Below are 19,888 nucleotides of genomic sequence, written 5' to 3' on the forward strand. Positions count from 1 at the left end.
CACCTCCTAAATATCAACCATGAAGTCCAGTCGTCCTTGATTACTATCTGGTGATCCTGAGCTTCCTGCTTTGTTGCTTTGTAAATAATCTTTATATCGATCTTCGTTTAGAAATGATTTGGGATGCTTGATAAACTGTGGTTCGGTTTTTAATAGATTGCATTGAATTTGATAGTTACTAGCACATTGAATAATGACGTTTGGATCCTCTCCTGCTTTGATCACCTTTTCAAATGTCTTAGCAGCTTCTTTCTTTGCAATCTTTCGTGGGTAGGTATTCCAGAATGTTTCAAAATGATCAGAGTATATTACTTCTTTATCATTCTTTACATTCTTTACATTCTTGTTTGTGTTCAGTTGTTGTTCAGTTGTTGTTCGCTTGTTGTTCAGTTGTTGTTCAATCTGTTGTTCGCCATCTTGGTAATCAGACCACGAAAGCACCGTAACCAAGCGGTTTTTGTTGCCATTCTGTTGTTCGATCTGTTGTTCACTTTCGAATGATTTAAGAACACGTTGAACCTTACTTTCTGATATTTTCAATTTCTCAGAAATCGACTTTCTACCCGTTATTAACTGCCCTGGTTGGAGCATAATTTTGTTACCTAAAAACATAGCTGGGTACTCTTTATGAGTTGCATTCAAGAGTAAATACATCCATACGGAAACATGTTCGCTATCCTTACAAACAACCGGATTATCCAACATCTTGCGGTGAACCTTAATCCAGCCTTCCATTTCACCACCTGCTATTTCTGTTAAGTGAAGGGGCTTTCCACCCTTCCGTGTATGTGATATGATAAGTGCAATTAATTTTTTTTAAGCCGATCACGTGTGAAGACGTGGTCTTTTTTTTTGTTTTCTCCGCATCCGCATTTCCTTACTACTCCCAAACTCCGAAACTGGATAAGCGTCATTCAATAGATCTCGAATTGCTAGAATGTTACGTATTCCTGATGTTTCAAAAAGAGGTTCGATTTGGGAGTCCGTAAAGAACTCCAACTGATTCTGCGACTTTTCAACTGTCACGTTTTCACTTTTACCAAAGCACGTCGAGAACACATTCGCTCGTTTCCTTCTACTCATTAGGCTTGTCCCTCCCTTTTAGCCCACTTTTTAGCCGTTTCATCTGCTGCTAAGTTTAGCGCTGACATTCGCTCACCCGATGTGAGGTCTAACCATTCTCTTGGTGTTGTTTTCATGTCTAATCTCCTTTCTAGTAGGTTTAATGTACTCTTGTGTCGAATAATGGTAGTTGTCGAGACTTACCAAATTCAATATGAAAGCCGGGAGACTATTGGAAGAAAAAGTAGTTAGAGTTTGTCCCAATGAAGGCTGTTACTTCAGCACGAGTGAAAGCGGTGATGTTTATTGCGGCTTATGTGCTAAAACAAAGCTTGTAATTGAATGTCTAGCATGCAAAGGAAAAATTAAGAATCGTGACATTATCACCTGTACCATTTGTGGTGAAAGCTTACTTGTTCAGGTTATTGAAGAAACTGATTGGAACGGTATTTAACTTTTCCCCACAGATTCCGCAATAATTATCACCATTCCAAAGCATTCCGCAACACAATAAATCGTTTGATTTGACAGCTCGTAAGGCTTCACCACACTTTGTGCATGTGATATAGTTTTTCTTATGAAAGACTTTCCCGCAATCGTCACAACATTGTACCGTCGCCCCTACAGCGGCGGTTTTTTCTTCGCTTACCTTCATCCTTTTCACCTCCCTCTAATCAACTCTCTACGCCTTCCTTGGCACCCAAGCGTTAATGTAAGCCAATACACTCAGAATGTCCTTTCGGAGCAAATCGCGGTAACTGGATACGCCCCAACGGTTCTTTAGTTCACGATGTAGTTCCCGGAATAAGGGGCTACGTTTGCCATCATCTTCTTGGATGTCGAATATTCGTGTTGCAATAGCTATCTGGACTCGACGTTGTTCACCTTGTTCTAGTGTGATCTGCTCGTCCACCTTCTGTTCGAGTTCAAGAAGCTTAGATTCATGAACGTGTGTGATCCCTTTTATTGCGTCCATCTCCTCTGCCATCTCAATTGTGAGTTTCAAGGATTTGATGGCTGCTTGTCTTTCGGTAAGCGGTGCAGGATCTTCTAACTGCTTGCGCATTCTTTTAAACTCTTGCAGAAACCGAACTTTCATTTTCATTGCATCGGCAGTCACATATGACATCGCTACAATCGCGAATGCGTCTTCTGTCATGTCAAACTTGGGATACTCTCTGCCACGACCATTTCGATAGTTTGACTCCGCAAAGTTGCTGAGTGAGAATTGTCTTTCTCCTGCGATGATAAGCTTTTCAATCTGAGTCCGAATATCCCTTAAGACGTCATCATGTGATTTGTTGAACTTTTCAGATACCATCAAGCTGTCTGTTATGACTCGTCCACTTTCGATAAATACTAATTGATTCATATGATTGCTCCTTTCATATTTAATAGTTCTTGTTGTTCCATCCATTTATCTAAAGCAGACAACCTAATTCTGATTTGCGGACGTTGCGATGATGAAGATCCTACTGTGAAATTTGGAAGTTGTTTTTCCTTTACCATCGTGTAAAGTGTTATTTTCGATACCCCGATGTACTCCGCCGCCTCTTCGGCTGATAACGTCGCACGTTTAATTCTGTTCGTGTACATTTGATCAACCAATACTTTCGCATCATTAGTGATGTCGGCCATTATCGTGTTTTTGATATCTTGTATAAAATCAGTAGTTTTCAAAAGTCACACCTCTCCCATATTTTTATCACACGCTATTGCAAATTATCACTATATGTGATTTAATGGGTATAGAAAAGTTCTTGTACCGTTTTCTTGTAAAAGCTGGATACTTTTACCTTTGTCTTATCACTACCATTTCTTTTTTTACTCTCAAGCATTGCTAACATTCCGTAGGAAATCCCAATTTCCGCGGAAGCTTCGATGATAGTTAGTCCCTTCTCTTTACGTGCATTAATTAATGGCTTATTCAAATTAACGCCGCCTCCCTTTCTCACATATAGTGATTTGTTATCCTCAGGATATATCACCTATAGTGATAAGTCAAGGTGTTTTAAAATTTCTTTTAATACACATTATCCTAAGGAGTTGCAAATTAGTGAATGGAAACAAATTAGGTAAAAGAATCGCTGAATTAAGAATTAAAAAGAATTGGGGTCAAATAGATTTAGCCCAGAAGATTGGAATGTCCACAAGCACTGTAGGCATGTGGGAAACTGGGAAAAGAGATCCTAGCACTGAAATGATTGGAAAATTAGCTACAATATTTGGTGTAACGGTTGACTATCTTTTAGGTAAAGATAATGCAACTAATGATATCATTCTCCCGAATATTGATTCTGAGCTAGATGGTTTCATACGAGAAATAATGTCAGCATCTGAAAGTGATAAGTCCGAACTGATTAGATTTTGGGATTTTATGAAACAGAAAAAATAATGAGGTGATTTAAATGCCGTGGGTAGAAAAAAGAGGTGCCGGATATAGGCTTGTTGTAGACATCGGAGAAGATTCATTAGGAAAAAGAAACAGAAAAACTAAGATGGTTGACACTACTTCCAAACGACAAGCCGAGAAAGAGTTGAATAGGTTTGTTGTTGAACTCGAAGATAAGGGTTTTTTTAGTATAAATAAACCCAAAAAGATAATACTTGATCAAATGCTTGATAAATGGGTAGAAATTTTTGTGCTTAACGATTTAGAAATTACGACACAATCCAACTATATTTACCAACTAGAAACTAGAATTCGCCCAACGCTTGGACATATGCCGCTGGATAAAATAACATCACTCACAATAGTTGAATTCCTGCACAACATGAAAAGTATAAGAAACCCCGGTCAACCCGTTGGCGCCCAAACGAAATTATATATATACCGTATGTTGAAGAGTATATTTTTAAAAGCGACAGAATGGTATAATCTCAGCTTTAATCCCATGGAAAAAGTAGCAAGACCAAAGGATGATAAACCTTCTGGTGTGGATGTTTACGATGAAACCGAATCTAAAGAAGTGTTTAAACATTTACAGAGCGAGCCTACACAATTCCGAGTGCTTATAACACTTGCTTTTACGTCAGGCATGCGCCGAGCAGAACTGCTTGGATTAGAATGGAAGCATATCAATGTGGATCGAGGGGTGATTGAATTACGACAGTCTATTCCGGCGTTTAAGAATGGAGTCCCAGTAATTAAAGGTCCTAAAAATAAAGGATCAGTTCGAACTATATCTATCCCTGCATCAGTAATAGCTGAATTAGAAGAGTATAAGAAAGAATGGTTTAAGCTACGAACAAAGAACATTGACATTTGGAAAACAAATGATGAGTTTATTTTTTGCAACAAATACGGAATGCCATATTATCCTAAAACTCTTGGAGAGAAATGGAGAAGATTCATTCAAATAAAAAAACTACGACATATTAGAATGCACGATATTAGACATACATCAGTGACGATTCTTATTAATCGTGGAATACATGCAAAAATAATATCTGAACGGATCGGTCACTCCAAAATAGGTACAACCATGGATGTATATGGTCACGTTATAAGAGCAGCCGACGAGGCAGCGGCTGACACTTTTGAAACGGTATTTTCAACTTCTGTTGTTCAACCTTTTTCTCTTGCCGATGAAGGTGGCAAAAAAGGTGGCAATTAACATCACAGTTTAACATTACAGTGTTTATCAGTATTAACTCAATTCTGTTAATCCCCTTATAAATAAAGGTGTTTCACTACTAAAAACATCTACATTTATATACGGTTTCTCCTCTCCCATGAGGACGCCCTGTAAGGGGCGTCCAATTTTTTTAACAAAAAAACAACAAAGTGACCTGGAAGCATCCCGCTCCCAAGTCACTTATTTTATATCATAATTAACACATACCCAATCCCATTGTGATGATGACCAATAGAATAAAGAGTACAAGAATTGCTCCTGTCGAATTACAAGGTGCAGGTCCTACGCCAACGCCTCCAACTCCTCCAACACATCCGCTCATAAATTTCCCTCCTCACCTAAGGAAATATAGTCTTAACATTCATTCAATTGATAGAAACAGGCACCTATATTCTACATTTCTGTCTATCCTAATGTTTAGGTTGCTCCGTTATGCTTACAGAATAAACGCACGTGTAATGATAACCAACAAGATGAATAGAACCAAAATCGCTCCAGTTGATGTGAAAGGACTCGAGCCAACACCATAACCCATTCCGCTCATTCCAATTCCTCCCTTCCCTTTAACATATTGTAGGATATGTTTCGATGCGTTCCATTGGTCTAGTCATTCCCCCATTTAATGTTTTATTCATGCCCAATTCGTATAACACACGAGAAAAACGCCGATCGGCACCATTAGTTGAGGAAATGAAGGAATTTAGGAAATCTGTAAGATCTACTCATCGAGTAGTTGCATAACGTGTATCTATTTTGGGGGATAGGTGGAGAGGGAAGGAAATAGATGCAAAAATGGTAGTTAAAAGTGGCGATATGATGGAAATTCGGGTTTTTGAGTAAATTAGATGTTGTTTATGCAACTGCAGTTGGCGGAAATGGAATAAGGCTGGATTTAGATGTACTTTATGCAGCTGCACGAGGGAACTAGGTTGCCGCGGGCTTTGATAGGGGGGAGGAGTGGAAAAGTGGCACTAGACATTCAAAAAAGTTAGCTTAAGATTTTATGTTCAATAATTTACTATATATGTATAAAATAGATTGATTATCTCTGATAAGACAAAATGAAACTCCCCGCAGCAAGCTGCGGGGAGTTTAACTCGTAGCGATTAAAGGTTAGTTCATTAGCGATACATAAGGATGTGTTGGTTGTCCTTTAATGCCCATTCTAATGCGAAAAAGATTACCCGATAACGGTTGCGCTTTCAGATCCTCAGCGCTCATCCCAACGCTTGCCGTCGTGATATAAAGGTCTTCCAAATCTTTACCCCCAAATACACAGGATGTCACATGACCTGAAGGTACCGAAATCACTTGTAGCAGCTGACCCGTGTAAGGATTCCATTGAGCCACTCGTCCTCCATTCCACTCTGCAATCCAGAGCATACCTTCTGCATCCACGGTCATTCCATCTGGATAACCTGCATCTTCTGGCATTGTAAATGCTATCCGCCGATTACCGATGGTTCCAGTAGCCAGATCATAATCAAATGCATCGACTTGACGGGTAGGAGTATCAATAAAGTACATGATAGTACCATCCGGACTCCAGCCTAATCCATTCGACGTAGAGACATTCTCTAATACTTTACGAACAGATAAATCATGATCAAGACAGTAAAGTGACCCGCAATCCGCTTGCCCTTTAAGACTCATCGTTCCTGCCCAGAATCGCCCGCTTGGATCACATTTACCATCATTAAAGCGATTATTAGGGATGTCTTGTTCAGGATTGGAGATAAACGTAAGTTCCCCTGTAGATAAATGATATTTATGAAAACCTTCAAATAAAGCTACAATAACCTCATCTTCCCGATAAGGAACAACAGCACCAATCAATTGTCCTATATTATAAACAACATCGTCACCCGAGTCAGGATAGTATATATGCAATAGATGACCTTCAATATCTACCCACAAAAGTCTATTGTAATTCGCATCCCAACTTGGACCTTCACCTAATGTTGCATTAGCTTGAACTACTACTTTCAATGACTGCATCTAATAAGTACCCCCTTAAAAGTTTTTTACCCTATAACTACCATCCTTGATTCTTAAGCCAGCTAATACATAGACTTGTCCACTTACCAACATCCGAAAGTTCCTTTGCCAGTCCTAACCCATGTCTTCCTTCTGGAAAAACATGCAATTCATAAGATATATCATGTCGGCTTAAGGAAAGTGCAAATTGGAGACTATTCTCAACCGGTACAGACTCATCATTAGCCGTATGCCATATAAATGCTGGTGGTGTCTCTATTGAAACACGGGTTTCTGCACTGTACTGATCCACTAACTGTTCATCAGGAGAATGGCCTATGAGTTGTTCCCGAGAACCAGCATGCCCGTATTCCTTCATGGTAATAACAGGATAACATAAAATTATTACGTCAGGTCTTGAACTTACACGTTCTACAGCATGATCACTTTGCGGGTTCCCCGAATCAAATGTCGTCCCTGTCATAGCGGCTAGATGTCCACCTGCAGAGAATCCAAGTATTCCAATTCTCTTAGGGTCGATACCGTACTCATCAGCATGTGCTCTCACATAACGCACAGCCTGACGACCATCCATTTGAGGTGCGGGTCCATGATGAGGTGCAATTCGATATTTGAGTACAAAAGCAGAAATACCATGATCATTAAGCCATCTTGCCACAGGCTCCCCTTCATGCTCTGCTAAATGGTGATACCCTCCCCCAGGACAAATAATGATCGCACTCGAGCTACCTTTAAGTATATAAGGTACAAGATGAGGCATGTCCCTTTCTCGACCTTGGACCGCAAAAGGTGCTTGCTCTTGCCAAAGAGAAATAGTCATGATGCTTACACTACCTTTCTATTCCTTCATCAATCATGAAGTTTATGAAATCATTACCATTCTAAACATATGAGTCTTTGCAGTCTATAGTCAAAGTAACAAATTCAAAGATTAATATAATATGCGATATTGTTCTGGTGTCACCCCCTCAATCCGACGGAATGTAGCTACAAAGTGGCTGACATCACGAAAGCCCACATGATGAGCAGTATCTTTGACTGTAATACTAGCATCACCTGTCATCCTCTCCTTCGCCTTACGAATTCGAAACATAATTAAATACGCGTATGCCGTCATTCTGAAAGTCTGCTTGAACATCGTATTCAAATGTCGTGGACTAATCCCAATCTCTGATGCCATCAACTCAAGACCCAAATTGGGATCACCATAACTTTTTTCCATTAAAGTAAGAACAGGCTTCAGCCGCTCTATGGCGCTTGAGATAGAAGGTAGATTATTAACACGACCATGTTTCTTCAATAAAATAAGGAATCGATACGTATCTCCTGACACATCAAGCTCGGACACATCCCGATCACTGCTAATTGAATCTAATACCCGCGCTGCATAGCTCTGCAACTGACTTTCCTGATCCCACTGATACAATGAAGATTGATTCAGCCCAAATGAAGAAAGAATCGCATTCGCTTGAGTACCCATAAATGTAATATACATCGTCTCCCATATATCCAAAGTAGGTTTATATTCATGCGGCTCATTTGGGAGTAATAGAACTCCTGAATTCTCTTTTAAAAGTACAGTGGTACCTCCGAATGTGAATTCTCCTTCTCCACGTATCGTTTGTAGCCAATGGTAGCAGGGATAACCACTAGGTCTATTGAGGTTCTCTTGCGCTTGATTGAATCCAATACTCTCCATATAGAGAGGAAGTTGTCGCTCCCCCATATTCGTAAAAAATCGCCGGTGTTGAGCATGCATTGAAACGATTCCCCCATTCATCCAAATAGCAACTAATTAGTTCCGTATTATTATATACTTGTTAATTATTATTATATTTTAAAGGAAATCAAAATGATATATCATAGTATTATTCTTATATGAAGAGGTGAGGAACATGATAAGCAGTAAACTTCCAAAAATGTTCTACGGTGGAGACTATAATCCAGAGCAATACGATCATGCAACGCATGTAGAGGATTTGCGCATGTTTAAACTAGCTGGCATCGACATGGCCACAATTAACGTATTCGCTTGGGCGCTTAATCAACCCGACGAAAATACGTATAACTTCGAAAGGCTCGATCAATTAATCGACAGCTTGTACGATAGCGGTGTGTATGTATGCCTAGGTACAAGTACTGCAGCGCATCCCGCTTGGATGGCAACCAAATATCCAGATGTTCTACGTGTAGACACTAATGGACAAAAACGTAAGTTCGGTGGACGTCATAATTCCTGTCCAAACAGTCCTACGTATCGTAAATACTCTGAGCGCATGGCTCTTAAGCTAGCAGAGCGTTACAAAGACCACCCTGCTATTCTTGTATGGCATATCTCCAATGAGTACGGCGGGGATTGCTACTGTGATAATTGCGCGGCCGGTTTCCGTGTATGGCTGAAAGATCAATACGGCACATTGGATAACCTTAACAAAGCTTGGAATACAAATTTCTGGGGACATACTTTCTATGATTGGGCAGAAATTGTGCCAGCCTCCAACCTCAGTGAGCATTGGGGCAGTAATAGTTCGACATTCCAAGGCATTTCACTGGACTATGCCAGATTTAATTCAGATGGAATGCTGGATTGCTACCGCTTAGAGTACGATGCCATTAAATCGGTTATTCCAGAATCATTGATTACAACAAATATGATGGGATTCTATAAACCACTTGATTACTTTAAATGGGCTAAATACATGGACATCATCTCTTGGGACAGTTATCCAGGCCTTGATACGCCAATCAGCTTCACAGCGATGGCTCATGACCTGATGCGCGGGCTTAAAGGCGGACAACCTTTCATGTTGATGGAGCAGACACCGAGTCAACAGAACTGGCAAGCTTACAACTCTCTGAAACGTCCAGGCGTAATGCGTCTATGGAGTTATCAAGCTATTGCCCATGGTGCAGATACCGTCTTGTTCTTCCAAATGCGTCGTTCTGCCGGAGCTTGTGAGAAATACCATGGTGCTGTCATTGAACATGTTGGACATGAGAACACACGGGTATTCCGTGAAGTAGCCGAATTAGGTAGAGAACTACAATTGTTGGGAGATACAACATTAGATACTGTAACTGAATCCAAAGTAGGTATTCTATTCGATTGGGATAACTGGTGGGCTGCAGAGAAGTCGAGTGGACCAACCATTGCCCTCAACTATGTAGACCAAGTTCACAAATATTATGCTGCGTTATTCCGTCGCAACATTTCTACAGATATCATCAGCATAGATAGTGACTTCAGCAAATATGATGTCGTAATTGCGCCTGTCCTCTACATGGTGAAACCAGGTGTTGCCAAGAAATTAGATGATTTCGTTCAAGCAGGTGGAACGTTCTTAACAACATTCTTCAGTGGTATCGTCAACGAGACCGATATGGTGACATTAGGTGGATACCCAGGTGAACTTCGTAACATGCTTGGAATTTGGGTAGAAGAAATTGATGCACTCTTCCCAGATACGTACAACAAAATCGTTATGAAAGACACGCTTGGCGATCTTCAAGGGGAATACAACTGTGGATTGCTATGCGATCTATTGCACAGCGAAGGTGCAGAAGTATTAGCTGAGTATGGCGAAGATTTCTATCAAGGTATGCCAGTACTAACCCGCAACAAATTCGGCAAGGGTGAAGCTTGGTATGTAGCGTCCGATCCAGATGACAAGTTCATCGACGGTCTCTTGAAATCTATTTGTGATGCTAAAGGAATACAACCTTTGCTTGAAACACCAACAGGCGTTGAAGTGAGCCGTCGCTCCAAGGATGGTCAAGACTTCCTATTCGTCATGAACCATAATGCAACAGAGCAGTCCGTTGATTTAGGACAACTTCAAGTTCGCGATCTCCTAACAGAAACTGATCTTACAGGTTCAGTACAAATCGCTAGCCGAGGCGTTCAAATTCTAGAGATGAAATAAATCGAATGACGCAATGTTAGATATAAATAATATTTAGACTATAACAAGCCAGAGCCCACCTTTATGTAAAGGAGCTCTGGCTTGTTTCTCTTACCAAACGAAACCCAACTATTATATCAGAAACACGTTATAGTATTAGTGTCTCGAAAAGAGTAATCTCATTCATGCTGACAGAATCGAAGGAAAGTCTTATACCACCATTCTGTTCACCCACTGATAACCCTGTGATATACTAAACTTAAAATGCGAGTTCAAAAAGTCGTGATCAAAAGATGACTTTTCGAACTTCCTTCAACTATAATTTGTAATTAACGGGGTTGTTTAGATGGTAGGGAAATCAATAAGAAACGTCGGTATTTTTGCACATGTCGATGCGGGCAAAACGACAACAACTGAGCATATGCTATTTGAAAGTGGTACGATAAGAAATCTGGGCAGTGTGGATGATGGAACTTCTCAGACGGATCATCTGGAGATTGAGAGACAACGGGGAATTTCAATCAGGGCGGCCAACATTTCGATCGTTTGGCAAGACGTTCAGATCAATCTTGTAGATACTCCAGGTCATGTTGATTTCCTATCCGAGGTGGAGCGCTCATTAAGAGTTATGGATGGGGCAGTATTGATTATATCCGCCGCTGAAGGCATACAATCACAGACAGAGACGATCTGGCATGCGCTGACTTCACTTGGCATCCCCACAATTATATATGTGAATAAGATGGACAGAGTTGGCGTCTCCGTAACTGGTATAATGGAACAGATTGAACGCCTGCTCTCCCCTTTAGCTGTGCCATTGCAAATTCCTCAAGGCGAAGGAGAACAGTTCTCTGGAATCCTTCCCGTATGGAATATACAACAAGACGATCAAAGCTTTGGAATAGATCTATCCAACGTAGTAGCTTCTATTGCAGAACAGGATGATGAGGTCATGTTGCGATATATTGAAGGTGAACACATCCCAGAGGATGAACTCAAGCAACGATTTCAACGTCTCTCGAAGAGTGGAGAGTTATTTCCCATCTGCTTTGGTGCTTCCCAAAGGAACATTGGTGTGATCGAGTTAATGGATACGATTATCGAGTATTTACCGTGCTCTAAAGGTGAGGATGATGCTCCTCTGTCCGGTGTTATTTTCAAAATTGAACGTGATAAAACGATGGGGCGCACCGCTTACGTTCGTCTGTATCAAGGCAGTTTGCGAAATAGAGATCTGGTCCACAACATCACTCGGGATATCCATGAGAAAATCACACAAATTCGTAAACTCGATGGAAGAAAGTTCATCGATCTAGGACATGTATCTACAGGTGATATAGCTGCAATCTATGGACTAAACCAGAGTAAGATCGGTGATATTCTGGGCAGCTCTATTGGAATACCCCCTTCCGCGAATATCGCCGTCCCTTTACTTACAGTTCAAGTACATATTCAAGATGATCATCGATATTCGGACTTAGTCGAAGCATTACAGGAGTTAACAGATGAAGACCCACTACTTGATTTACAATGGCTTCAAGATGAACGAGAGCTTCACCTTAAGGTTATGGGAGCAATACAGTTAGAGATTTTATCGAGTTTGCTAAAAAATCGGTTCAATCTCGATGTAACATTCGATAAACCTTCAGTCATATACAAGGAAACGCCCACACTTGCTGGAGAAGGATTTATTGCGTATACGATGCCTAAACCATGCTGGGCCATTCTGCGCTTCCATATTGAGCCCCTTCCACGCGGCAGTGGACTCATATACCAGTCTCAGGTACGAAGTGATGATCTTCTTATGCGATACCAGAATGAAGTGGCCCAGCGTGTTCCCGAAGCATTACAACAAGGACTTCACGGATTCGAAGTTACTGATCTCAAGGTGACATTAACTGAAGGCGAACATCATGTGTGGCACACGCATCCACTTGATTTCGTAGTAGCAACACCCATGGGCATTATGAATGGTCTTGCCAGCACAGGCACGACGTTACTAGAGCCTATTCTACAATTCAGAATAACGACACCAGAGGATTACGGTGGGAAAGTTCTCAGTGATCTCGTGCAGATGAGAGCAGAATTCACTCCACCCTCCATTCTATCAGACCGATTTATGGTGGAAGGTATTCTCCCCGTAGCGACTTCGCTTGAATATCCTGTGAAGCTTCGCTCGATGACAAGTGGCAAAGGTGTCATGTCTTCTTCCTTTGCTGGATATCAGGAGTGCCCGGCGACCGTCCAAGTAGATCGTCCAAGACGCGGCGTGGATCCACTTAATCAAGCCAAATATATTCTAAGTGTAAGAAATGCACTATCGCAGTTATAATTTATATGATTGATTATGATGTTTCTTAATCAAGAATGAGGAGGATATTATGGGTAAGTTTATTGGTTTTATGCTGTTATGGAGGTTAGTTGGAAACCCGATCATTGCTATACTTATTCTTGTTGCAGTCATCTACTTTCTAGATCGGCGGTATGTAGGTGTCTTCCCTAGCTTAACAAAACCTTTCAAAAGAATGAAGAAGATTTCTAAATTACGCTCACAGATTCTAATGAATCGAAATGATGTTTCTTCCAAGCACGAGCTATCTTGCCTCCTAATTGAACGGAAGAAATACCAAGAAGCACTTGAGATACTCAACAGCATTCAGGTCCAATTCGAACATTCGGCAGAATACTGGGATGACTTAGGGACGGCTAACCTGATGCTTGGTCACATCGAGGAAGGTGAAACTCATATTCTTAAGGCGCTCTCCATAAATCCGCGAGTTAAATACGGCCAACCTTACCTCAGGTTAGCGTCCATATATCAGCGTTCCGATCATGCGAAAGTCGAGAAATACGTGCGACAGTATCAAGATATCCATTCTTCTTCATGCGAAGCCTGTTATCTATTAGGAATGATGTACAAGGAAATGGGACTGAAGCAAGAAGCACAGACTGCCTTCTCTGATTCCATTGATATCTATCGTTCCTTGCCTAAATACAAGAAACGACAAGAACGGAAATGGGCTGTTCTAAGTATTGTGAAAAGAATGAGGTAGATCTATCATGAAATACGCATCCCCCTTTTATTGAGGAGGTTGCGTATTTTATATCCCACAACTCTTTGATATCGTTGATATACAAAAGTCTCCCTACTCAAGCTGTCTAAATCCTAACCTATTGAGTTGTTCAGCAATGATTCGATAGCCATGTCCATTGGGATGTACTCGATCGAGTGAGAGCAGTTCTCTCTCCCTTCTCCTGAAAGAACCATATATATTGGCTACAGCAAATGTTCCGTTTGTATAGCTTTCTAAATATCGATTATATTGCTGAACATAATAGGATGCCTTCTCTATTTGCGGAAAAGGATTATACAACCCTACCACTCGAATAATAAAAGGTCGTTTCGAGCTCGCCTTCAACTGATAAATGGATTCCATTATTCGCGAGAAGTTTATTTTGCAATCTCGAAGTGTTTGATTGAAATTAAATTCTGATCCCGTTTCTTTAGTCAAATTTGCCGCTCTAATCAAGTCGTTCCCGCCAATAGAGATTGTAATGATATCTGCCTGACTTAGTAAATGTCTAAAGGTAGTATTCTGGGATATATACTCAAATAACCCCTGTGAAGTTAAACCATTAACACCTAAATTATCATGAGCGACAAAAGTCTGCAGTTGTCGCTCCGATAACTTTCTATATACGGGTACAAATCCGTTTCCAGGCATAGCTCCAAAACCAACCGTTAATGAATCTCCAATCGCAGTGTAATGGATGACCACAATCGCTCAACCTCCCGAATTGATCACTTCAATCTGAATAGCTAATTACCATAGTTTATGAGTGCCAACTTCCATTGGCAACAGGAGAATGTACATTGAATTTATAAAAATGTGAAAAGAGTACAAAGCATATGCTTTGTACTCTGATTTCGACCGCTATAGCGGATATACAATCAAGAAATCGGAGCTTTATTCCATTCTCATTATTTCCTGCGAATCCAAATGCTCATCTCACCCGCTTCACGATTTCCCCAGCTATTATAAGGTATAGCGCGTAACTTTACTGGTTTAGTTACATTCCTTAAAGGACGATATAATTCACTTCCCCAATCGCCTTGTTCATCTAGCAGGGCGTCTCCTTCAATAATCATCATTCCACCCGTAATATACATTTGTTTATCTACGATATTATCCCATAATGTACGACAGGCTTGGAGTAAACCCTCATCTCCAGTCTCCGCTGCTACATCAGCCATCGCAGTGTACATATATACAGCACGAACTGCATGTCCATGCGCTTCCCTCTGTTCTCGAACAGGGGCATCACTCTGAGTGAACATCACGAATATGCTCGCCATACTTTGACCAGAACGGGTCTTCAATTCACATTAGGAGGGCAGTTCGAATCCATTCACCCATGGACCCACGCCAAACGAATCATAGATACATATGAGTTAGTTGATGAAGAAAAAGTACTGAGGGAAATCGCTGTAATTCCCTCTTCACCAGATTCACACTCCTCAACTCAGAGTGGTTTTATTTACATCCCGCACTTCTTTTCACCGCCAATTATTGACCGAGTCAACATTCAGTTCCGCCAGCTATTGCATGTAGCCAACTCACCTGAATATAATATCTATGCAGCTCATTACTTAGTGACATCACTAATGATCGAAGTTTCAAAACAGGCTTTGCAACATGTGAAGGGAATACAACGATTACCAGCTTCTAAGACAACTCTGTCCATAAATGTGTCCGAACGGATTATCCGTTCGGACACATGAAATCTGTAATATACTTTACGGTTGAACTCCCCATACTAGAGTGCCACTTTGGTGCAGCGTTACTTTGTCCCAGTTCGTATAGTTTGTTAACGTACCATTAAATGAGTAATCATTAGAGAAGTCAAAGTTAGACCAATTGTCCTTTGCCACACGAATTTGAATATCACCACTTTGTCCACCAGCTGGAATACTTCCTGCCGAAGGGCCAAATGAAATCTCCAAATACGTATCCGCACCTGCTTTGTCTGGAGTGATTGTTTCAAAAGAACCACTTACATGACTTGTCCCTATCTGTGCCCAATCACACCAAAAGCTTAAGGCAGAACTTCCTTCATTCGTGAAGTAATATCGAAGCTTTAGATTGCTCAGGTTCACAGCTGTATCACTTGAGTTCACAATATTAAAGCTCGATTGTACCGTGTTACCAGTCGTGTCAGAGCTGTTTGTTTTATATTGTACAGTCAAATCACTTACAACTAAAACGCCTTCTGGTGTTGCAGCTACTTGATCGGAATTCAAGCTTTCACCCTCCGAATTAACTGCACTTACTACATAATAATAAGTAATTCCATTCGTCAATCCTGAGTTCACATAATTCAGATCTGTTATACCCGTTGCAATATTCGTATACGGTCCACCATTTGTTGTTGCACTTTTTACGGTATAACTGGTTGCTCCGGTAGATGTTGTCCAACTTAAGCCTACTTGGGTGTCTCCAGCTGTTGCAATCAATCCTATCGGTGATGTTGGAACTGTAGGATTAGTTGAACCTACTGTTGGTGTAGCATTCACTTCTGCAGAATTTGCACTTGACCCTGCACTATTCGTAGCACTTACTACATAGTAGTAGGTCGTCTCATTAACAACTCCACTATCCACATAATCCGTACTAGTGACATTGGTTACTATATCCGTATACGGCCCACTACTTGTCGTAGCCCGTTTCACCGTATAGCTGTTCGCTCCCGTGACCGCGCTCCAACTCAAACTCACTTTAGCATTGTCTGAAGTCGCTATCAATCCAATCGGTGTAGCAGGAACTTGTGGTAACGTACCTCCACCACTACCTGGGATGACTGGGAAAGCATTGGTTACCAGTTGTACAAATTGATCATGAAACCAGTGACCCGACACAGGTGCATTAGGCAGGGCGCCTGTCAATGTCCCATTTGCATTGGTATACGTAGGATCACACATTCTATCAAAACCTTTGCCTTCATTATTCGGAATGACAGAGCTTGATCCATCGGATTCTCCCGGTGGTTTCACCCATACGAACGCATCAAGATGTGATGCTGAGTAACCTGAAGGAGCAACTGTTGGAGGTATACCCATACCCGCTCCACTTGCATTACACCAGTTACCACGATGTAAACGTTGGTCAATTCGTCCAGAATCCGCGTATGTCGTTGGTGTAGACCCACTAGCACTTGTTGGTCTTGTTGGTCCACCCCAACCGTTGCGAGATGTATCAATTAAGAAGCCCGTAGTTGTTGGCCAGCCTTTAGCAACAAAAGCAGAATACAACGCTGCGGTAAAGTCTACTTCATCAAAATGCGGATTCCATTCATAGTAATCGGCAGATCTTAGTGGTTGTCCACCTATACTCAACTCTGCGTTTGGCAAGTTTGGCTCTTCTGTTGGAGTTGTGTTGGCCGTATTCGTAATGAATCCGTCCACACTATTCAAACCTGCAGTTGTTCCATTAACAACAGTCGTGAACAGATCGACAGAAGGTTGTAGATTAGTACTCCAACCTAACCAACCAGAGTGACCAATATCCATATAAGTATACACATTTGGAATCGCATGTAATTGATCAAGTGCATATTGCGTAGCATCACGATAAATATTCGTTGAATTAGCAGCTGCGCAAGCAGGAGTATTTAAATTCGTCACAAGATTCGGTAATGAATCCGGTTCAATAATGCTAACAATGCGAATTTCATCATATTTAGGTTTTGCAAATAAATCAGCAATGACGTCAATGTAATCTGTTTTGTAAGTTTGTAAACCTTCTTGAGTCAATGGAAGTTCACCATTTGATGCCAATGCGTGACAATCCCGACCAGGCAAATCGTAAATTACAAACATAGCTACGATTGGTGTATTTCCTTGTTTTTGAGTGAGTATATGATCCAAAGTTTGTTCTAAGCTTTTACGACCTCCGTTTTCCTCGCCACCGTAGATCGCCGCTATGCGATCTAACCAAATCGCTGTTGGGTATGTTTTTACAGTATTCATTTGGGCGATTAAGTTACTATCGTTCAGCTGAGCAATCGAAGTATCAATGAGGTCCGCATAATCAGGATTCACATATTGCGTTGCACCAACGAAGGGGTTATCCACATGTGTTTCAGCGGCGAAAGTGTTAGTGCCTCCTAATGGTATCCACGTAGTGATAAGAAATGTTAAGAGAACAAACAATTTAAAAGATTTCTTTCTAAATATATTTGTCATTTCTTCAGCTCCTTTAATTTTTTAAAATAACCCAACCAAATAAAGAAAACGCTTACATGAAGGTTCGTTATTCCCTGACACTCTTTATACACATACCAACTAAAATCATTTCAACGTTGTGTTATCATCACCTCCCTATGAATGAAGTACGCCTTTTCACCCCCCTTCAAGATTCCATTAATGCACAAAGATACAACGAAGTAACATATATACAAATTATAGTAAATACTGTCATTATATATACTAGCATGGTTTTATATTGATTTAAAGATAAACTTTAAAAAACAATAGCTTTGCTCCATATTTCAGATGATATTGTTGATTGAATGAAGTGGAGAATCATAGACCTTTCAATTCAAGTTCGTTCTTGCTGAGTTCTGATTAATAGAATTAGTATAGAAGTTCTAGAGGAGGCGTAAATGTATGGCAAGGTTTAGCGAAGAATTTAAATACTCCATTGGTAAAGGAATGCTAAATAGCTTATTTATTTTTTGAACATTCCTTTTCTGCGAGTGCTACCTGCTTAATACCCAATCTTATTTGATTCTCTGATAAATTGGAGTACCCTAATAGAAAAGTAGCCTTGTTGGGTTTGGCATTCATGAAATAGTCGGATGCCGGATATATTTTGGATCCATATTGAAGTGCCTTCCTGGCAATCACCTCTTCATTAGCTGTCGTTTCTAGTTCAATTAACAAGTGTAACCCTGCTTCGTCTCCAAAATACTTGACACGCTCCCCAAATTCTTGATCTAGTGAATTCACTAAACAAGTTCTGCGAGAAGCATATAGTTTCCCCATTTGACTCACGTGCTTGGCATATTGACCTGACTGTATAAAATCCGTTAGTGCTTCCTGCTCCAACGTAGGCGTCATACGATCCGTAATCCACTTAATAGCTAGAAATGGCTCTATTAAGGCAGGAGGCAAGATAGCGTAGCCAATACGTAAAGCAGGAAACAGAATTTTACTGAAGCTTCCAACATAAACGACCCGACCGCTTGAATCTAGTCCTGCCAGCGCAGATACCTTTTGGCCCACATATCTATACTCACTATCATAGTCATCTTCAATAATTAATGCCCCTGTCTTTCTCGCCCAATCTAAGAGTTCTATTCTCCGATTTAATGACATCGTTACGCCCGTTGGGAACTGATGTGATGGTGTAACATAGAGTAATTTAGGACTTATCACAGTCCTTTTACTATGCAAAGCAATACTCTGATCAATTTCATGAACACATATTCCTTCTTGGTCTACACGTACAGGAATCACTTCACCGCCTGAGAATCTAAATATTTCACGCAACACATTATGAGTTGGATCTTCTACGAGTACCTGTTCACCATCGTTTAGACATAGTCTGGCGAGTATATCTAATGCCTGTGTAGCTCCCGTTGTTATGACAATTTGCTCAGGTACGGCTGGAATAGAGCGGGTAGACCGCACCAATCGTGCGATCTCCTCCCTTAGCGAGAAGGACCCTTCCGCTGGCCCATAAGTAAGCATATCAGGCGTGGCTCTTCGACACGCTTCCGTCAAGGACCTTTGCCAACGGTCCATAGGAAATACATCCCAAGCAGGAACACCATGACGGAAATCATAGGAAACCGCTTGATTTCTGCTATTTACAATTCCAGATAAAGGCGAGTTTACTGCCGATATAAAATTGGGTATTTTCGTAGTCACACCATAATCTAAATTAAGTTCATTGCTCACAAGGTCTATGTCTACTTCTGCTACGCTTGCTGCAATGAATGTCCCGGCACCCTTCCTCATCTCTAGGTACCCTTCAGCTTGAAGCTGTTCATAAGCCTGAAGAATAACACTCCGAGAAACTTGAATCTGCTCAGCCAATAACCGTGTTGATGGGATTGGTTCGCCCGTCCGTAAGCAACCATTCGTTATCGATTGTAAGATTTGCTCGTAAATTTGTCTGGTTAAAGATGTATCTAGCGTTTTATCTATTCTGATCAGTAACTCGTGTGACAAGTGATATCCCCCCTTAACCATCCAGATCTTTCTTTACATTCATTCGATTAGCA

At 40.9% G+C, this 19,888-nt stretch carries 21 protein-coding genes and 1 pseudogene; 7 read left to right on the forward strand and 15 right to left on the reverse strand.

The genetic code is table 11. The annotated features are described in order from the left end of the window. Positions 1 to 6 precede the first annotated feature (6 nt). Together AC1TO8_RS02565 and AC1TO8_RS02570 are read right to left on the reverse strand one after the other, a co-directional pair. The gene (locus AC1TO8_RS02565) at positions 7 to 735 is read right to left on the reverse strand and encodes a hypothetical protein (RefSeq protein ID WP_482054040.1); all 729 of its coding nucleotides are present in this window, start codon (positions 733 to 735) and stop codon (positions 7 to 9) included. 90 nt (positions 736 to 825) lie between these two features. After that, a complete protein-coding gene (locus AC1TO8_RS02570; protein WP_482054041.1) occupies positions 826 to 1,083 on the reverse strand; it encodes a hypothetical protein in 258 nt (85 codons plus the stop codon). 193 nt (positions 1,084 to 1,276) lie between these two features. Between AC1TO8_RS02570 and AC1TO8_RS02575 the strand changes: the two genes are divergently transcribed. Continuing rightward, positions 1,277 to 1,516 carry a hypothetical protein gene (locus AC1TO8_RS02575; protein WP_482054042.1) on the forward strand — a complete coding sequence of 80 codons (240 nt, stop codon included), beginning with the start codon at positions 1,277 to 1,279 and terminating at the stop codon, positions 1,514 to 1,516. Positions 1,517 to 1,744: 228 nt separating this feature from the next. Here AC1TO8_RS02575 and AC1TO8_RS02580 read toward each other — a convergent pair whose 3' ends face one another. From AC1TO8_RS02580 to AC1TO8_RS02590, 3 genes are all read right to left on the reverse strand, one after another. Further along, on the reverse strand, positions 1,745 to 2,434 hold the full coding sequence (locus AC1TO8_RS02580; protein WP_482054043.1) for a Rha family transcriptional regulator: 690 nt from the start codon (positions 2,432 to 2,434) through the stop codon (positions 1,745 to 1,747). Continuing rightward, entirely contained in the window at positions 2,431 to 2,700 is a 270-nt protein-coding gene (locus tag AC1TO8_RS02585) for a helix-turn-helix domain-containing protein (protein WP_482054044.1), read from the reverse strand. The genes AC1TO8_RS02580 and AC1TO8_RS02585 overlap by 4 nt, the downstream gene beginning before the upstream one ends. A gap of 101 nt (positions 2,701 to 2,801) precedes the next feature. Beyond that, positions 2,802 to 2,993, reverse strand: a complete 192-nt coding sequence (locus AC1TO8_RS02590) for a helix-turn-helix transcriptional regulator (protein WP_482054045.1) — start codon at positions 2,991 to 2,993, stop codon at positions 2,802 to 2,804. A 125-nt stretch (positions 2,994 to 3,118) separates the two neighbouring features. On the opposite strand from AC1TO8_RS02590, the gene AC1TO8_RS02595 reads away from it, so the two are divergent. Together AC1TO8_RS02595 and AC1TO8_RS02600 are read left to right on the forward strand one after the other, a co-directional pair. Continuing rightward, positions 3,119 to 3,457, forward strand: a complete 339-nt coding sequence (locus AC1TO8_RS02595) for a helix-turn-helix domain-containing protein (RefSeq protein WP_482054046.1) — start codon at positions 3,119 to 3,121, stop codon at positions 3,455 to 3,457. Between the two features lie 13 nt (positions 3,458 to 3,470). Next, positions 3,471 to 4,679, forward strand: a complete 1,209-nt coding sequence (locus AC1TO8_RS02600; RefSeq protein ID WP_482054047.1) for a tyrosine-type recombinase/integrase — start codon at positions 3,471 to 3,473, stop codon at positions 4,677 to 4,679. 217 nt (positions 4,680 to 4,896) lie between these two features. On the opposite strand, the gene AC1TO8_RS02605 is transcribed toward AC1TO8_RS02600, so the two are convergent. The 5 genes from AC1TO8_RS02605 to AC1TO8_RS02625 form a co-directional block, all read right to left on the reverse strand. Further along, complete coding sequence (locus tag AC1TO8_RS02605; RefSeq protein WP_482054048.1) at positions 4,897 to 5,022, reverse strand: hypothetical protein; 126 nt, start codon at positions 5,020 to 5,022, stop codon at positions 4,897 to 4,899. 114 nt (positions 5,023 to 5,136) lie between these two features. Beyond that, on the reverse strand, positions 5,137 to 5,244 hold the full coding sequence (locus AC1TO8_RS02610; protein WP_482054049.1) for a YjcZ family sporulation protein: 108 nt from the start codon (positions 5,242 to 5,244) through the stop codon (positions 5,137 to 5,139). Positions 5,245 to 5,813: 569 nt separating this feature from the next. Beyond that, a complete protein-coding gene (locus tag AC1TO8_RS02615; protein ID WP_482054050.1) occupies positions 5,814 to 6,698 on the reverse strand; it encodes an SMP-30/gluconolactonase/LRE family protein in 885 nt (294 codons plus the stop codon). Positions 6,699 to 6,735: 37 nt separating this feature from the next. Then, positions 6,736 to 7,518, reverse strand: coding sequence for an alpha/beta hydrolase (locus tag AC1TO8_RS02620; protein WP_482054051.1), 783 nt, complete (start codon positions 7,516 to 7,518; stop codon positions 6,736 to 6,738). Between the two features lie 111 nt (positions 7,519 to 7,629). Next, complete coding sequence (locus AC1TO8_RS02625) at positions 7,630 to 8,457, reverse strand: AraC family transcriptional regulator (protein ID WP_482054052.1); 828 nt, start codon at positions 8,455 to 8,457, stop codon at positions 7,630 to 7,632. 136 nt (positions 8,458 to 8,593) lie between these two features. Here AC1TO8_RS02625 and AC1TO8_RS02630 point away from each other — a divergent pair, with 136 nt between their 5' ends. From AC1TO8_RS02630 to AC1TO8_RS02640, 3 genes are all read left to right on the forward strand, one after another. Then, positions 8,594 to 10,621 (forward strand): beta-galactosidase, encoded by a 2,028-nt coding sequence (locus AC1TO8_RS02630; RefSeq protein WP_482054053.1) that lies wholly within the window; start codon positions 8,594 to 8,596, stop codon positions 10,619 to 10,621. Between the two features lie 325 nt (positions 10,622 to 10,946). After that, entirely contained in the window at positions 10,947 to 12,932 is a 1,986-nt protein-coding gene (locus AC1TO8_RS02635; RefSeq protein WP_482054054.1) for a GTP-binding protein, read from the forward strand. A 49-nt stretch (positions 12,933 to 12,981) separates the two neighbouring features. Beyond that, positions 12,982 to 13,653 carry a tetratricopeptide repeat protein gene (locus AC1TO8_RS02640; protein WP_482054055.1) on the forward strand — a complete coding sequence of 224 codons (672 nt, stop codon included), beginning with the start codon at positions 12,982 to 12,984 and terminating at the stop codon, positions 13,651 to 13,653. Between the two features lie 93 nt (positions 13,654 to 13,746). Here AC1TO8_RS02640 and AC1TO8_RS02645 read toward each other — a convergent pair whose 3' ends face one another. From AC1TO8_RS02645 to AC1TO8_RS02655, 3 genes and pseudogenes are all read right to left on the reverse strand, one after another. Further along, entirely contained in the window at positions 13,747 to 14,379 is a 633-nt protein-coding gene (locus AC1TO8_RS02645; protein ID WP_482054056.1) for a GDSL-type esterase/lipase family protein, read from the reverse strand. Between the two features lie 203 nt (positions 14,380 to 14,582). Next, positions 14,583 to 14,771: a hypothetical protein gene (locus tag AC1TO8_RS02650; RefSeq protein WP_482054488.1), complete on the reverse strand. Its 189-nt coding sequence runs from the start codon at positions 14,769 to 14,771 to the stop codon at positions 14,583 to 14,585. Further along, positions 14,751 to 14,924, reverse strand: a pseudogene (locus tag AC1TO8_RS02655) (beta-L-arabinofuranosidase domain-containing protein); the annotation flags it as partial. The gene AC1TO8_RS02650 and the pseudogene AC1TO8_RS02655, both read right to left, overlap by 21 nt. A gap of 36 nt (positions 14,925 to 14,960) precedes the next feature. On the opposite strand from AC1TO8_RS02655, the gene AC1TO8_RS02660 reads away from it, so the two are divergent. Beyond that, a complete protein-coding gene (locus AC1TO8_RS02660) occupies positions 14,961 to 15,383 on the forward strand; it encodes a hypothetical protein (protein WP_482054057.1) in 423 nt (140 codons plus the stop codon). A 15-nt stretch (positions 15,384 to 15,398) separates the two neighbouring features. Here the strand turns inward: AC1TO8_RS02660 and AC1TO8_RS02665 are convergent, their stop codons facing one another. Beyond that, positions 15,399 to 17,843 (reverse strand): glycoside hydrolase family 6 protein, encoded by a 2,445-nt coding sequence (locus AC1TO8_RS02665; RefSeq protein ID WP_482054058.1) that lies wholly within the window; start codon positions 17,841 to 17,843, stop codon positions 15,399 to 15,401. A 480-nt stretch (positions 17,844 to 18,323) separates the two neighbouring features. After that, a complete protein-coding gene (pdxR, locus tag AC1TO8_RS02670) occupies positions 18,324 to 19,835 on the reverse strand; it encodes a MocR-like pyridoxine biosynthesis transcription factor PdxR (protein ID WP_482054059.1) in 1,512 nt (503 codons plus the stop codon). Positions 19,836 to 19,888: the final 53 nt, after the last annotated feature.

The organism is Paenibacillus sp. Y859 (genome assembly GCF_056786405.1).